The organism is Natronorubrum sediminis (genome assembly GCF_900108095.1).
Classification (GTDB): Archaea; Halobacteriota; Halobacteria; order Halobacteriales; family Natrialbaceae; genus Natronorubrum; species Natronorubrum sediminis.
Genome location: NZ_FNWL01000001.1, coordinates 659,265 through 673,849 on the forward strand (window position 1 = coordinate 659,265; position 14,585 = coordinate 673,849).

At 63.8% G+C, this 14,585-nt stretch carries 12 protein-coding genes; 7 read left to right on the forward strand and 5 right to left on the reverse strand.

What is annotated here, in order from left to right:
- Positions 1-54 precede the first annotated feature (54 nt).
- Together BLW62_RS03245 and BLW62_RS03250 are read right to left on the reverse strand one after the other, a co-directional pair.
- Positions 55-1,683, reverse strand: a complete 1,629-nt coding sequence (locus BLW62_RS03245) for a small ribosomal subunit Rsm22 family protein (protein WP_090505093.1) — start codon at positions 1,681-1,683, stop codon at positions 55-57.
- Complete coding sequence (locus BLW62_RS03250; protein ID WP_090505096.1) at positions 1,680-2,477, reverse strand: prephenate dehydrogenase/arogenate dehydrogenase family protein; 798 nt, start codon at positions 2,475-2,477, stop codon at positions 1,680-1,682. The genes BLW62_RS03245 and BLW62_RS03250 overlap by 4 nt, the downstream gene beginning before the upstream one ends.
- A 174-nt stretch (positions 2,478-2,651) precedes the next feature.
- On the opposite strand from BLW62_RS03250, the gene BLW62_RS03255 reads away from it, so the two are divergent.
- Positions 2,652-3,383: a GNAT family N-acetyltransferase gene (locus BLW62_RS03255; RefSeq protein ID WP_090505099.1), complete on the forward strand. Its 732-nt coding sequence runs from the start codon at positions 2,652-2,654 to the stop codon at positions 3,381-3,383.
- 78 nt (positions 3,384-3,461) lie between these two features.
- Positions 3,462-4,520, forward strand: coding sequence for an NAD(P)/FAD-dependent oxidoreductase (locus BLW62_RS03260; protein ID WP_090505102.1), 1,059 nt, complete (start codon positions 3,462-3,464; stop codon positions 4,518-4,520).
- Between the two features lie 101 nt (positions 4,521-4,621).
- Here BLW62_RS03260 and BLW62_RS03265 read toward each other — a convergent pair whose 3' ends face one another.
- Positions 4,622-5,812, reverse strand: a complete 1,191-nt coding sequence (locus BLW62_RS03265; protein ID WP_090505106.1) for a M24 family metallopeptidase — start codon at positions 5,810-5,812, stop codon at positions 4,622-4,624.
- Between the two features lie 232 nt (positions 5,813-6,044).
- Here BLW62_RS03265 and aroA point away from each other — a divergent pair, with 232 nt between their 5' ends.
- Together aroA and BLW62_RS03275 are read left to right on the forward strand one after the other, a co-directional pair.
- Positions 6,045-7,340 carry a 3-phosphoshikimate 1-carboxyvinyltransferase gene (aroA, locus tag BLW62_RS03270; protein ID WP_090505109.1) on the forward strand — a complete coding sequence of 432 codons (1,296 nt, stop codon included), beginning with the start codon at positions 6,045-6,047 and terminating at the stop codon, positions 7,338-7,340.
- 180 nt (positions 7,341-7,520) lie between these two features.
- On the forward strand, positions 7,521-8,663 hold the full coding sequence (locus BLW62_RS03275; RefSeq protein ID WP_090505112.1) for a thiolase family protein: 1,143 nt from the start codon (positions 7,521-7,523) through the stop codon (positions 8,661-8,663).
- Positions 8,664-8,762: 99 nt separating this feature from the next.
- On the opposite strand, the gene BLW62_RS03280 is transcribed toward BLW62_RS03275, so the two are convergent.
- Positions 8,763-9,227, reverse strand: coding sequence for an Ig-like domain-containing protein (locus BLW62_RS03280; protein WP_090505114.1), 465 nt, complete (start codon positions 9,225-9,227; stop codon positions 8,763-8,765).
- A gap of 157 nt (positions 9,228-9,384) precedes the next feature.
- Between BLW62_RS03280 and aroC the strand changes: the two genes are divergently transcribed.
- The 3 genes from aroC to BLW62_RS03295 all read left to right on the forward strand — a co-directional run bounded on the left by aroC (position 9,385) and on the right by BLW62_RS03295 (position 13,662).
- The gene (gene aroC / locus BLW62_RS03285) at positions 9,385-10,536 is read left to right on the forward strand and encodes a chorismate synthase (protein WP_090505117.1); all 1,152 of its coding nucleotides are present in this window, start codon (positions 9,385-9,387) and stop codon (positions 10,534-10,536) included.
- Positions 10,537-10,819: 283 nt separating this feature from the next.
- On the forward strand, positions 10,820-12,724 hold the full coding sequence (locus BLW62_RS03290) for a 2-oxoacid:acceptor oxidoreductase subunit alpha (protein WP_090505120.1): 1,905 nt from the start codon (positions 10,820-10,822) through the stop codon (positions 12,722-12,724).
- A gap of 2 nt (positions 12,725-12,726) precedes the next feature.
- A complete protein-coding gene (locus BLW62_RS03295) occupies positions 12,727-13,662 on the forward strand; it encodes a thiamine pyrophosphate-dependent enzyme (protein WP_090505123.1) in 936 nt (311 codons plus the stop codon).
- 113 nt (positions 13,663-13,775) lie between these two features.
- Here the strand turns inward: BLW62_RS03295 and BLW62_RS03300 are convergent, their stop codons facing one another.
- Positions 13,776-14,522 (reverse strand): LolA family protein, encoded by a 747-nt coding sequence (locus BLW62_RS03300; RefSeq protein WP_090505126.1) that lies wholly within the window; start codon positions 14,520-14,522, stop codon positions 13,776-13,778.
- Positions 14,523-14,585: the final 63 nt, after the last annotated feature.

Consider the following 14,585-nt stretch of genomic DNA (forward strand, 5'->3'; position numbering starts at 1 on the left):
GGCGGCTGGGACGAAAAGCCCACCGTTTCGTCGTACCGACCGTATCAGCTTCCCTCAGCCGATTCGGTCGACGATCGTCTGCTCGTCGACGACCAGGTTGTACGCCCCCTCGTCGTCGTTCCAGAGCGCGAGTATCTGTTCGAACGTGCAGACCTCGCCGTACTCAGCCTCGAGCAGCGGCCGGTTGAGCGACGTTTCTGACGTGAGGACGGCGTAATGGTCAGTCGACTCGCTACCGTCGCTGATCTTGAACAGCGGATTCGTGCTCGAGGCGTCGTATCCGCTATTTTCGTCCTCGCTCAGCGAGCGGCTGAGTTTTGCAGCGGCGATGTCGATTCGGTTGGTGACGTGGCGCTCCATCTCGGCCATCTTCGCCCAGTCGCTGGTCTCGAGGGCGACGTCGATTCGTCGCGTTCCGTCGAGACGCAACAGGGAGGACGAAAACTGCACGTCGACGTTGCGGAACTCGCCAGGTGCGTGTTCCTCGTCGTCGCCCGGCGTCGCCTCATCGAGTTTCCGCTGGAACGACGGCACCTCGAGGTCCGGTCGCGCGTCGAACGACCAGCCCCGGTCGGTGGGCCGCTCGCCCGGCCAGAGTCTGACCGTGGGGCCGTAGACGGTGACCAGTCCGCGGCGGTCGGCGTCACCGTCGCGGCGGCCGTCCGTTCCACCAGCCCCGGACCGATCGCCCTCGTCGCTTTCGCCACGCTCTCCCGACCCGTCCTCAGCGATTCCCATTTCGGCCGGCGACCAGACGCGGTCGTCCTCGAGTTCGCGTTCGACGGCTCGCAACTGCGTGCTCGTGTTCTTGTCGGCGGGAGCCATCGCGAGCAGCGTGCCCTCGGGCGCGAGCCACTCGAGCGCGTCGCGCGCGACGGCGGTCGGGTCCTCGAGTTCGCTCAGCACGTTCGCCGCGAGGATGAGGTCGAAGCCGTCGTCCGGGGCGGAGGGGTCGAAGCCGTCCGAACCTCCCCCGCCGTGCTCGCCCGCGACTTCGACCGGGTCGAACGACTCGATGGTGGACCGGTGGATCGTCGTGTGGACGTTTCGGCCGGTCTCCTCGAGCAACGAGTCGAGGACGTCCGCGGCCGCGCTCGGCTCGACGGCGTGGTACTCGAGGAGGGCGTCGTCGGGGAGGTACGAACAGAGGCCGAGGGCGGGCCCGCCGACGCCCGCACCGATGTCGAGCACGCGGAGCTGGCGCCCGAGGAGCCCGCGTTCGGCCAGATCGTCGAGTGCGTACTGGACGGCGGCGTAGTACCCCGGCAGGTGATAGATCGCGTAGCCCGCCGCGACGTCCTCGTCGTACTCGACGGGGTCGCGCTCGAGGTAGCTCGCTTTGAACCGGCGGATCGTCGAGCGGAGCAAGTCGCCGGTCGCGTCCTCGTGCCAGTCGACGCCGTAGCGCTCGACGAGTAAGTCTTCGAGTCGGCGTTCGTAGGTTTCGGGGAACCTCTCGACGGGCCCGCGATTCGGTTCTACCGGGTCGTCGTCGACGGGAACGAACGTCCCGTCGTCTCGCTCGAGCAACTCGAGGCTCGGCGCTTCCTCGCGGAGGAGTTGGCGAACGACGGCCGGGTGCGGGTTGCCCTCGATGTACTCACAGATCTCCTCGGGATCGACCGGCCGAACGTTGCGCAGGTACTTCGCGTTCGATCGAACGGCCTCACGCTGGTCGCTCATACGCGATCACCGTCGTCCGCCGTGGCCGTCGAATCCGTCTCTTCCAACTCCGACGAGTGCCACCGTCGAGACGCCTCGTCGTAGAGCGACTCGAGTTCCGCGGGCTCGGCCTCGGCAATTGCCTCGGCGGCGTCTGCGACACCGTCCGCGCCGTCGAACGTGTCCTGAATATCGGCGTATACTCGCGGCGTGCCGTCGGTAACCTGCTCGGCTAAGGTTCGAAGACCGTCGTAAATCGGCGTCTCGAATCCTTCGGGAACCGGATCGGCGGCCAGCGCGAACGAGAGCACGGCGGCGTGCGTCGCGGCCTGGACCGATTCCATCGCGTCGTCGTGTTCGCCCGCCGTCGTCTCGAGGAGGTCGTTTCCGCGGCCCTCGAGGTCGGCGAGTAGCGCGTCGATCGTCGGCCCAGCGTCGTCGGCAACCACCGCAATCGAGCCCGGTGCGCGCTCGGGTGCGAACAGCGGGTGGAGACTCGCGCGTTCGAGGCCGGGGGCCTGCGTCGCCATCGCCTCGAGTGGCGGTCCCATCACGCCGGAGACGTCGACGATCGCGTCGTCCGCTCGCCCGGCGTGGGTTGCGATCGCGTCAGTTGCGTGAGTCATCGGCACGGCGAGACAGACGACGTCGTAGCTGTCCGTCTCCTCGAGAGAGGTCGTCTCGGCGTCGGTTCTGACTGCATCGGCTGCGGCGGTTGCGGCGTCGGCGTCCACGTCGGTGAACGTGACCGAGGCGTCTATCGCCCGGCCGAACCACGTCCCCATCGCCCCCGCACCGACGATCAGTACGTCCATCGGTCGCTCTTACCGGCCGGCGTCGCAAAAGGCGTTCGATCGATTGCCTCGCGTGAGTGTCCGTGCAATTGGCTCGGTTACAGGAGAGCGTTCAGTCACCGCATCCGTCGCTCGGCTGTCAGTGGTATGGTAGCAACGCCCAAGTTCTAAACCAGTGGTCGTCGTACTGGTGCTATGGGAGCGATCGAGCGACCGACCTTTTCGTCGGACGCGAGCAGACAACTCTACGAGTACGTCGAACGGAACGGAACCGTCAAGCGACACAAGTTACTGGACGTCGTGTCGCTCCCGACTGACGAGTTCCGAGATCACCTGGAAGGACTCAAATCCGACGGTTATCTGGAAGAAGACGGCGGAACCCTCCAAATTTCCCTCGAGTTCGGGGCGATCACGGAGTACGAGATCGACGACCTCTCCTTCCTCGTTCGGCCCGGGCGACAGGACGACTTCGACGGCCTCATCGAGACGATTCGGGACGTGACGGCGGCGGAAACGTACGTCGTCGCGGAGACCATCGCCGAGGAGTTGCTCTACGAAGACTCCGTAAGCAGACACAACGCCGTCAAATCGCGGATGTTCTTCGTCGCGACCGTCGACGGCGAGGTCGTCGGCTGGACGCACCTCGACTTGCCACAGGTCGAGCCGATGCAGGGAACTGCCCAGCAGACGGTGGGCGTTCGCGAGGCCTACCGTGGCAACGGCATCGGCACGAAGCTACTCGCACGTGGGATCGAGTGGGCCGAAGCCAACGGCTACCGGAAAGTGTACAACAGCGTCCCGATCACCAACGACCACGCCCTCGAGTTCCTGACCGTCCACGGCTGGGATACCGAGGCCATCCGCCGCGACCACTACGAAATCGACGGCGAGTGCGTCGACGAGGTGATGATGGCCTACGAGCTGTGAGCACTGTGGCGTCACTCCTGGGCTGATCAGTCCACCGGCCGACAGTACTTGGGCGTCCGCCTCGAAGGCTGATCCACTATGACCAGAATCGGCATCGTCGGCGCTGGCGCGGCCGCTGCCGGCACAGCGCACGCGATCGACGCCGGACTCGAGGACGCGACGATCACCGTTCTCGAGAAGTCCCGGGGTCTGGGCGGTCGTGCAGCGACGCGACGCCGTGGCGACGTTCGCTACGACTACGGCGCGAACTACGTCAAATCGGGCGACGACCGGGTCGACGAACTGCTCACGGAAACACTCGAAACCGACGGACTGGTCGACGTGAGCGAGCCGATCTGGACCTTCGACGGCGCAGGGGAGGTGTCGGAAGGCCGAGACGCAGACGAACACAAGTGGACGTACGAGACGGGGGTGACACAACTCGCGAAACGACTCTTTGGACGGACTGACGCGACGATTTATCGCGAGACTCGGGTCGAAACGCTGAGTCGGAACGCGAGCGACGGGACGTGGCGACTCGAGGACGGATCCGGCAACCGATGGGGTCCGTTCGACGCCATCGTGGTGACCCCGCCGGCACCGCAGACGGCCGAGCTCGTGCGCACGGCCGAGTGGGACCACGCCAGTCGAGAATCGCTCGCCGAAGCGATCGACGGTGTTCCGTATCGAACGATCTGGACGGGCGTCTTTCACTATCCGTTCGCGCTCGAGCGACCCTACTACGCGCTGGTGAATACGGACAAAGACCACGAAATCGGGTGGCTCGCCCGAGAGGCGTGCAAACCCGGCCACGTCCCCGACGGCGAGTCGCTGTTGATCGTGCAGGCGAATCACGAGTGGTCGGTCAAACGCGCCGACGCGGACCCCGAGGCGACTCTCGATGAACTCGCTGAACTGACAGCGGCGCTGCTCGAGGACGATCGGTTGCTCGAGCCCGACTGGACGGATCACCAGTGCTGGCGGTACGCACAGCCCGAAGACGAGGTTACGCGGGAGCCGCTGGGACGGGCCGAGGAAGCCGGGCTGTACTGTCTGGGTGATTGGGTCGTCGGCGAGGGACGAGTCCACGCCGCGTTGCGATGCGGGCTCGAGGGCGGCGAGCGCATCGTCGAGCGCTTCGTCGAGCGAAACACGTAGCCGTTCTGTTCGGCAGTCGAAAATTGTCCCGACGGTGCGGGTAACCACGCTCGCGCGCACTCACAGCGATTGCGACGGTCGCTAGTTGGTTGCGCTGATCGCTAGTCACCCGAAGGCTCGAGCCCAACTCGATAGTCGGTCAGGTTCTCGTAGCCGTCTTCGGTCACCGCGACGAGGTCCTCGATTCGCACGCCTCCGACGGCGGGGTCGTAGATTCCCGGTTCGATCGAGATCACGTGACCTGGCTCGAGTTCGCCGCCTGAGGGGGCGACACTCGGCTGTTCGTGGATGTCGAGGCCGACGCCGTGACCGGTGCTGTGAATGAAGCCGGTTTCGGTGCTCGGATCGCTTCGGAGGGTCTCGTAGCCGGCGTCTTCGATCACGTCGCAGGCGACGTCGTGGACGGCTTCGCCGGTGACGCCGGCCTCGACGGCCTCGAGTGCGGCCTCGTACGCGTCTTCCGTGACCTCGTAGCGCCGGCGCGCTTCTTCACCGGGGTCGCCGCGGGCGAACGTGCGCGTCATGTCCCCGAAGTAGCCCGTTTCCTTGTCGCGCGGGAAAATATCGATCACGATGAGTTCGTCGGCCTCGAGCGGGCCGCTGCCGCGGTCGTGTGGATCCGCGCCGTCTGCCCCGCAGGCGACGATGGTATCGTCGAGCCCACAGCCGTGTCGCAGGAGAGTCACTTCGATTTCCTCCTTGACGCGCTCGCTGGTCAGCACCTCGCCGTCGTGGACCAAATTGCCGTTGTCGGCCACGTCGGCCGTCGCGATCAGTTCTTCCGCAGTCGTCATCGCGGCCTCGTTGGCTCGCTGGGTTGCACGGATCTGCTCGAGTTCCCACTCGTCTTTCGTCGATCGAATGTCTTCGACGATGCCCTCGGGTTCGACCGTCACCGAGAGCCCCTGCTCGCGAAGCCCGTCTGCCGTCCCGGTCGGGAAGCTCCGGGGGACGGCGAGCGAGTCGATGCCTCTGTCCTCGAGGAACGCGGTGATCAGTCGGCTCTTCGCCTCGTAGGGGCCGTGTTCGGCGACCAGTCCTCGGTAGTCGTACTCGGAGCGACGCGTCACCGAGTCGGCTGCCGCTTCGGTCTTCGCCCGCCCGTACTCGAGTCCCGAAACGAGCAGGTGAACGCCGTCGCGAGTGACGACGGTCTGATAGGGATCGGGTGCGGTAAAGCCCGAAACGTAGCGCTGGTCGGAGTCCGACGCGTCCGCGTCGATACAGTAGCCATCCAGGTTGGTCGCCTCGAGATAGTCTCGCAACGAGGAGAGGTCGATAGTTGCCTTCATACGCGAGTGTGTGTCGAGCACCCACATAATCCCGGCGAGTCACTTCCTCTGTCGCTTCGCTCCATCGATCGTGAAGTCGCCGAACATCGCAAACCGTTGTGGTTTGCTCAATCCCGGCGAGTCACTTCTTCTGTCGCTTCGGGTCGATTCGCTCGATGAGTCGGCCAGTCCGTTACGTCGAAACACTCCGAGGATCGGTATCGGTATAGGGCGGCCACTCCACAGAGCGACCATGAACGTCACTATCACACCCTCGACTCTCGAGGGAGAGGCGCGCGCGCCACCCTCGAAGAGCTACACGCACCGGGCGATTCTCGCGGCGGGATACGCGAGCGAGACGACCGTCCACGACGCGCTCTGGAGTGCGGACACGCAGGCAACCGCCCGCGCCGTTGAACTGTTCGGCGGGGCCGTCGAGCGACGTGCGGACGCCAACCTCGAGGTCGAGGGCTTCGACGGGCGGCCCTCGGTCCCCGCGGATGTCATCGACTGCGACAACAGTGGAACCACGATGCGCCTCGTCACCGCTGCGGCCGCGCTCGCGGAGGGCACGTCGGTGCTCACCGGTGACGAATCGCTTCGCTCGAGGCCCCAAGGGCCCCTACTCGAGGCTGTGGCTGATCTCGACGGCGAGGCGTACAGCACTCGAGACAACGGGCAAGCTCCGCTGGTCGTGACGGGTCCGATTTCGGGGGGCGAAGTCGCGATTCCGGGCGACGTCTCCTCCCAATACATCACCGCGTTGCTCATGGCCGGTGCCGTCACCGAGGAGGGAATCGACGTCGTCCTCGAGACCGAACTCAAGTCCGCGCCGTACGTCGATATCACGCTCGAGGTCCTCGCGGATTTCGGCGTCGAGGCACGCAAGACAACGGACGGATTCACGGTCGAGGGCAGCCAATCCTACGCGGCTACCAGCGGTGAGTACGCCGTTCCCGGCGACTTCTCCTCGATCTCCTACCCGCTTGCGGCCGGTGCGATCGCCGCGGCCGACGGCAGTAGCGTGCAGATCACGGGAGCTAATCCGAGCGCACAGGGGGACACCGCCATCGTCGACATCGTCGACCGGATGGGTGCAGACGTGACGTGGGACCGAGATGCGGGAACGATCGAGGTCTCGAGTGCCCCGCTCTCGGGCATCGAGGTCTCCGTCGAGGATACGCCCGATTTACTGCCGACGATCGCAACGCTGGGGGCCGTGGCCGACGGCGACACGCGGATCACGAACGCCGAGCACGTTCGGTACAAGGAAACCGACCGCGTGAGCGCGATGGCCGAAGAACTGGGTAAAATGGGCGTCGAGACGACCGAGGAACGCGACTCCCTGACCGTCCACGGGAGCGATTCCACGCTCTCCGGCGCGACCGTTCGCGGGCGACACGATCACCGGATCATCATGTCGCTCGCGCTCGCCGGCTTGGTCGCCGAGGGCGAGACGACAGTCGAGGGTGGCGACCACGTCGACGTTTCCTTCCCCGGCTTTTTCGACATGCTCGAGGACCTGGGTGTCGCACTCGAGCGAACATAATTCGCCGTCTGCTCTCTTTCACTCTCGCCGTTTGTCCCTTCCACTCTCACCGTTTGTCCCTTCCACTCTCGTTGCTCGTCCCTTCTCCCCCGTCGTCTGTCCCTTCCACTCGTAACTGTTCCCGGCAACCTGGTTACCGATTCGCACATTTATTTACGCGTGGACAACAAGTGGTAGCCAATGGCAGACACGACACCGGTGATCGTTAGTGCAGTTCGGACGGCTCAGGGGAAAGAAGACGGCGCGCTCTCGGAGTTTCGAAGCGAAGACCTCTCGATTCCGCTGGTCAACGAGATGCTCGCCGAGACCGGCCTCTCCGGCGACGATATCGACGATCTGATGTGGGGCTGTGCACAGCAACGCGGGGAGCAGCGAACGAACATCGCGCGCCAAATCGCGCTCTTTTCGGATCTCGGTGAGGGCGTTCCGGCGACGACGGTCGACCGTCAGTGTGCGTCCTCAGCGCAGGCGATCATCGGTGCAGCGGACTCGATCGCTGCAGGCCGCCAGCAGGCCGTCTTCGCGGGCGGCGTCGAGAGCATGAGTCGCGTAAAGATGGGAGCCTCCGAGAGCGGCGAGATGCACCCGAAACTCGACGAGGAGTACGGCATGGAGAACCTCGCGATGGGTGTCACGGCCGAAAAGGTCGCCGAGAAGTACGGCATCTCGCGCGAAGAACAAGACGAGTACGGTGCTCGCAGCCAACAGCGCGCCGTCGAAGCGACCGAGGAAGGCCGATTCGATGACGAAATCGTTCCCCTCGAGACCGAGGACGGAACGCACGAAACGGACGAAGGACTGCGTCCGGGAACGACGGCCGAGAAACTCGCAGAGTTGCCGACCGTCTTCAAAGAAGACGGCACCGTCACACCGGGCAACGCCTCCCAGATCGCCGACGGGGCAGCGGGCGTGTTGGTGACCAGCCAGGCATTCGCCGACGAGCACGACCTCGAGGTCCTCGCGGAAGTCGGCACGAGCTACGTCGCCGGCGTCGATCCGACGGTCATGGGTGTCGGACCGGTTCCGGCAACGGAGGGCTTGCTCGAGCGTGCGGGTCGAGAGATCGACGACTACGGCCTGGTCGAGATCAACGAGGCGTTCGCGAGCCAGACGCTGTACTCCCAGCAGGAACTCGGTATTCCGGAGGATCAACTGAACGTCAACGGCGGCGCAATCGCGATCGGTCATCCACTCGGGTGTTCCGGCGCTCGCCTGCCCGTGACGCTCGTCCACGAGATGAACCGCCGCGGCGTCGAGCGAGGGATTGCGACCGAGTGCGTCGGCTTCGGTCAGGGAGCGGCGATCGAGTTCGAGCTACCGTAAGCGGCCGCGTCGGAGTAGCAGACGCGTAGACACCTTGGTTACCGTTTTTGGCGCACTGGATAATCTGGAGACGAGCGTGTCGTGCCCAGAGCGACGTTTTCAGCAGTGATCGGCGTCAGACTCTTCTGTCACCTCGAGGTCGTCGGGGCCGAGGACGACCAACTCCGTCGCGGGGCAGGGGTCGTCGAACGACGAGGCGTCGATATCGGGCGCCTCGAGGTCGGTGTCGTCGACGGCAACGGAGACCTCGTACTCGGCTTCGTCGCCGAGAAAGACGGCGACGTGGGCTTCGGACTCGAGCGTGTACGTTCCGGTCACGGCGCTTCCGTCGTCGGATTCGATACGGAGTTCGACCGTGTGACGGTCGTCGTCGAGGTTCCAGACCCGAACGCGGTGTGGTGACTCCGCGGTCGACCCGATTACGGACCTCGCGACAGGGTCGTCGGGATCCGAGGGGAGGTCGACGGTCGACTCGTCACTCGAGGGCGATCCACTGACGGAGAGACACCCAGATACTGCGAGTGTCGAACAGCTGAGACACGCGAGGAGCGATCGCCGATCCATATCGTTCGTTACCGTACTCGCTGGAAAGATCGTTGGCCCGGCACGTGCCGTCGTTAATTACGCCCGGGATGAGACCGAAACCGTCGGCAGCCAGTTGCCACCGCACGGACGACCGAACCCTGCACCGCTAAGTGTCCCCACCACCGAGGAGGAGGTAATGAACGGCAATCGCTTCGGTCGCCTCTTTCAGGTGACCACGTTCGGTGAGAGCCACGGCGAGGCGATGGGGTGTACCGTCTCGGGTTGCCCCGCCGGTCTCGAGCTCTCGGAGGAGGACATTCAGGCAGATCTGGACCGCCGGAAGCCGGGCCAGTCGATGATCACGACCAGTCGCGGCGAACCCGACGACGTCTCGATCAAATCGGGTGTACAAGACGGCTACACGACCGGGACGCCGATCGGGATGGTCATCCAGAACAAGGACGCGAGATCGGGCAAGTACGAGCCCTTCATTACGGCTCCTCGACCCTCCCACGGCGACTTCACCTACTCCGCGAAGTTCGGCACGCGAAACTGGGGCGGCGGCGGTCGCTCGTCGGCCAGAGAGACGGTCAACTGGGTCGCTGCGGGCGCCATCGCGAAGAAGCTCCTCGCGACGCAGGGAATCGAACTCAAGGCCCACGTCAACCAGATCGGCGACGTTGAGGCCCCCGAAGTGAGCTTCGAGGAGATACTCGAGCACAGCGAGGAAAACGACGTGCGCTGTGCCCACCCCGAGACGGCCGACGAGATGCAGGAGTTGATCGCGGACTACCAGGAAGAAGGCGACTCCATCGGCGGGAGCATCTACTTCGAAGCACAGGGTGTCCCCGTCGGACTCGGTGCGCCGCGATTCGACTCGCTCTCGGCCCGGCTGGGGCAGGCAATGATGGCCGTTCCGGCGACGACGGCCTTCGAGTTCGGGCTGGGAGCCGAAGCCGCAGAGTGGACCGGCAAGGACCGCAACGACGACTGGGAGTTCGACGAGGAAGGGAACCCAACTCCCGTCGAGAACGACCACGGCGGCATTCAAGGCGGCATCTCGAGTGGCGAACCCATCTACGGCGAGGTCACGCTTCACGCGCCGACGTCGATTCCAAAGAGCCAGCAGACGGCCGACTGGGAGACGGGCGAGTTGAAAGAAGAGAAAGTCATCGGCCGTCACGACCCCGTGCTCCCGCCGCGGGGCGTTCCCGTCGTCGAGGCGATGCTCGCACTGACGCTGGTCGACTTCATGTTCCTCTCCGGACGACTCAACCCCGACCGCGTCGACGACCAGCCGGGCGAGTACGACACGGACTACCACCCGAGCAATCCGGCGAACGAATAGGGAGACTCTCGAGCGAGCAAGAGGCAGCGACTCGAGTCGCCAATCAATTATATAGCTATTTCCGATATTGCAAAATTAGCGACGACGATGTCTCGAGTCGCTGTTCGATCATTCACAAACACACACAACTTTAGCTAATTCCGCCAATGTTAATGGTCGATAATCCCCTATAGTGTGTGGTTGTGCATTCTTCACGATTGATGCATGACAATCTATAGCAAAGGCTTTAGGTTTTGTAGGGCAAATTTCTGCGTACGGTTGGCCCACCGGCCACTGATTTACTATGAGCGACGATGAACTCATCTGGCGAATCGCAGGCGGTTCCGGTGACGGGATCGACTCGACGAGTCAGAACTTTGCGAAGGCGCTGATGCGCTCGGGGCTCAACGTATTCACCCATCGGCACTATCCGTCGCGAATTCGCGGCGGCCACACGTACGTCGAGATCCGAGCTGCAGCACGCGAGGTACAGTCACGTGGCGACGGCTACAACTTCCTGCTCGCGCTGGGCGACTCGTTCGCCCGAAACCCACAGGAAGAAGCCTACTACGGGAACGAGGAGATCAAACCGCTCTCGGAAAACTTAGACGAACTCCGAGAGGGTGGCATCATCGTCTACGACGAAGGGCTCGTCGACGACGAAGACATCGAGGAGATCGACCTCGAGGAACGTGCTGAAGAAAACGACTGGCACGTCTTCCCGATGGATCTGCGCGGCCTCGCCAAGGAACACGGCCGCGAAGTCATGCGAAACACCGCCGGCGTCGGCGTCACCGCGGCGTTGCTCGACATGGACCTTGAGCACATCGAGGACTTGATGGAAGACGCCATGGGTGGGGACATCTTAGAGGCGAACCTCGAGATTCTCCACGAGGCCTACGACACCGTCAACGATGAGTACGACTTCGAGCACGAGCTTCGTGCGCCGACGGGCGAACACGACGCCGAACAGGCGCTGCTCTCAGGCTCGAACGCGATCGCCTACGGTGCGATCGACGCCGGCTGCCGATTCATCGCTGGGTATCCGATGACGCCGTGGACGGACGTGTTCACCATCCTCAGCCAGAACTTCCCAGACATGGGCGGCGTCTCCGAGCAGGTCGAAGACGAGATCGCCGCGGCCGCGCTCGCGGTGGGTGCGAGCCACGCCGGCGTGAAGGCCATGTCCGGTTCCTCGGGCGGTGGCTTCGCGTTGATGTCCGAACCGCTCGGCCTCGCCGAGATGACCGAGACGCCGGTCGTCCTCATCGAATCGATGCGAGCCGGCCCCTCGACGGGGATGCCGACGAAGCCGGAACAGGCTGACCTCGAGCACGTCCTCTACACGAGCCAGGGCGACTCCCAGCGCGTCGTTTTCGCGCCGGGGAACATCGAGGAGGCCTACGAGCAGACGCGACTGGCCTTCGACATCGCCTGGGACTACCAGATCCCGGCAATCGTCATCTACGACCAGAAGCTCTCCGGCGAGAACCAGAACGTCGACGTCGAGTTCTTCGACCGAGACGTCTCGCCGGACCTCGGCTCGACGCTGACCGAAGAAGAACTGAAGGAGGCCGCACACGACGCCTCCGGGAAGTTCAAGCGCTTCGACTACAACGAGGCGACCGACGGCGTCGTCTCGCGATCGATTCCCGGTCAGAAAGGCGGACGCTACCTCGCGACCGGGAACGAGCACTCGCCGGTCGGCCACATCAGCGAAGATCCGGACAACCGCGTCTTCCAGATGGAACGACGCCTCGAGAAACTCGAGAAGATCCGCGAGGAACTCGACGAGGAGCGCGACTCCACGCAGACGTACTTCGGTGACGAAGACGCGGAGTACGGTATCATCACGTGGGGCTCCTCGCAGGGTGCCGTCGAAGAAGCCATCGGTCGCTTGAACGAACAAGGCCACTCCGTAAAGGGAATCAGCGTCTCCGACATGATGCCCTTCGCGGAAACGGAAGTGACCGAGTTCTTAGAGAGCGTCGACGAGGCGATGGTCGTCGAGATGAACGCGACGGCCCAGTTCCGCGGGCTGATCCAGAAGGAACTCGGTCGCTTCGGCGACAAGATGACCAGCCTGCTCAAGTTCAACGGGAACCCCTTCGAGCCCGCCGAAATCGTCGAGGGCTACGAAGTCAATCTCGCAGACGAGGACCGCGAACCGACAGCACAGGTACGAATCGAACCCGTCGCAGGTGACTAATCATGAGTGCATTCAACGCAATCGGCGAAGAACGAGAGATCGACCGGGATGAGTTCACCCCTGGTGTCGAACCCCAGCCGACCTGGTGTCCGGGCTGTGGCGACTTCGGCGTTCTGAAGTCGCTCAAACAGGCCCTCCCCGAAGTCGGGAAGACCCCCGAGGAGGTCCTGACCGTCACCGGAATCGGCTGTTCGGGCAAGCTGAACAGCTACCTCGACACGTACGGCTTCCACACGATTCACGGCCGCTCGCTGCCCGTGGCCCGTGCCGCCAAACTCGCGAACCCCGAACTCGAGGTCATCGCCGCTGGCGGTGACGGCGACGGCTACGGGATCGGTGGCAACCACTGGATCCACACGGCTCGAGAGAACCACGACATGACGTACATCGTCTTCAACAACGAGATCTTCGGCCTGACGAAGGGCCAGACCTCGCCGACGAGCCCTAAGGGCCACAAGTCGAAGACCCAGCCCTCGGGGAGCGCGAAGACCCCACTGCGGCCGCTCTCGACGTCCCTTGACGCCGGTGCGAGCTACATCGCCCGCACGGCGGCCGTCAACCCGAATCAGGCGAAGGAGATCATCAAAGAGGCCATCGAACACGACGGCTTCGCCCACGTCGACTTCCTGACGCAGTGTCCGACGTGGAACAAGGACGCCCGTCAGTACGTCCCCTACATCGACGTCCAGGAGTCCGACGACTACGACTTCGACGTCACCGACCGACGCGAAGCCGCCGAGATGATGCACGAAACTGAGGACGTGCTCAACGAGGGCACCGTCCTCACCGGTCGCTACTACGTCGACGAGGACCGGCCATCCTACACGCAAGAGAAAGAAGCCGTCGGCGAGATGCCCGACGAGCCACTCGCAGAACGCTACTTCGACGACGACGCCGAGTGGGAGCGAAGCTACGACCTCCTCGAGCGACACACGTAACGACCCCCCTCGAGTCGACGACGACTCGAGTTTTCGTAACGTCCCGGGTTTCCATAGCGACCCGGGTTTCCGTCACGTCCCGATCACCCGACAGTTCCGCGATTCTATTCGTTCTACACGGCTGTCGCGTTACTTGGCTCGAACGTGAACCGGTCGTCCGCGAGTTCCTCGTCGAACGTCACGTCCGTGTAGGTGATCGACACCTCGAGCGATCGATCGTCGTCTTGGACGTGATACTCGAGTGGGAAGTGGTACTCGTCGTCAGTGACGAGTTCGACGCTGTCCGCGTGCGTGCCGTCGACGTCGCTGGTCTCGAATGGGAGGATGTACTCCGTGTTTCCGACGGAGACGCCGATCGAGCGATCGATCGTCTCGTTCGACGGCGGATCGAAATCGGCGCGGAACGCGTCGTCTCCGTCGCTCGTCGTCTCCTCGACGTCAGTCAACTCGTACTCCTCGGCGTAGCGATCCTGTTCGTCGTAGACGAACGAGAAATACGTGTGCGCAGTTGCGTTCGAATCACGGGACGTCGCCGTCTCAGTTTCCCCGTCGTAGTACCAGACCGAATCGCCGTCGTCGACTCTGAGGAAGTCACTTCCGTCGTCGAGATCACCGATTCGACTCGTTCCGTCGTCGGCTATCCAGACGGGTTCGCTGATCGTCTCTCGCTCGCCCTCGAGTTCGATTTCGACCTCGAGCGTAGCCGACATCGTCTCGGGTGGCTCAGCCGACTCGACGTCGTCCGTAAATTCGGATTCCAGCGGATCGGAGCCAGAAAAGGAGACGCAACCGGCACCGACGACCGTCACCGCGAGGACGACCACGACCACTACCGTCGATGCGCGATCGGTTCGTGGCATTTTCGTGCGTGTCTCTTGGCTGTCGTATTGAGTGTACCGGCTGGCGAATCAAACGCACCTTCG

What these genes read in the sequence shown, in the direction of transcription:
- BLW62_RS03280 (WP_090505114.1), bottom strand. Translation starts at nt 9,227, where the DNA reads ATGGATCGGCGATCGCTCCTCGCGTGTCTCAGCTGTTCGACACTCGCA.
- BLW62_RS03260 (WP_090505102.1), top strand. Translation starts at nt 3,462, where the DNA reads ATGACCAGAATCGGCATCGTCGGCGCTGGCGCGGCCGCTGCCGGCACA.
- BLW62_RS03265 (WP_090505106.1), bottom strand. Translation starts at nt 5,812, where the DNA reads ATGAAGGCAACTATCGACCTCTCCTCGTTGCGAGACTATCTCGAGGCG.
- aroA (WP_090505109.1), top strand. Translation starts at nt 6,045, where the DNA reads ATGAACGTCACTATCACACCCTCGACTCTCGAGGGAGAGGCGCGCGCG.
- aroC (WP_090505117.1), top strand. Translation starts at nt 9,385, where the DNA reads ATGAACGGCAATCGCTTCGGTCGCCTCTTTCAGGTGACCACGTTCGGT.
- BLW62_RS03295 (WP_090505123.1), top strand. Translation starts at nt 12,727, where the DNA reads ATGAGTGCATTCAACGCAATCGGCGAAGAACGAGAGATCGACCGGGAT.
- BLW62_RS03290 (WP_090505120.1), top strand. Translation starts at nt 10,820, where the DNA reads ATGAGCGACGATGAACTCATCTGGCGAATCGCAGGCGGTTCCGGTGAC.
- BLW62_RS03255 (WP_090505099.1), top strand. Translation starts at nt 2,652, where the DNA reads ATGGGAGCGATCGAGCGACCGACCTTTTCGTCGGACGCGAGCAGACAA.
- BLW62_RS03245 (WP_090505093.1), bottom strand. Translation starts at nt 1,683, where the DNA reads ATGAGCGACCAGCGTGAGGCCGTTCGATCGAACGCGAAGTACCTGCGC.
- BLW62_RS03275 (WP_090505112.1), top strand. Translation starts at nt 7,521, where the DNA reads ATGGCAGACACGACACCGGTGATCGTTAGTGCAGTTCGGACGGCTCAG.
- BLW62_RS03250 (WP_090505096.1), bottom strand. Translation starts at nt 2,477, where the DNA reads ATGGACGTACTGATCGTCGGTGCGGGGGCGATGGGGACGTGGTTCGGC.
- BLW62_RS03300 (WP_090505126.1), bottom strand. Translation starts at nt 14,522, where the DNA reads ATGCCACGAACCGATCGCGCATCGACGGTAGTGGTCGTGGTCGTCCTC.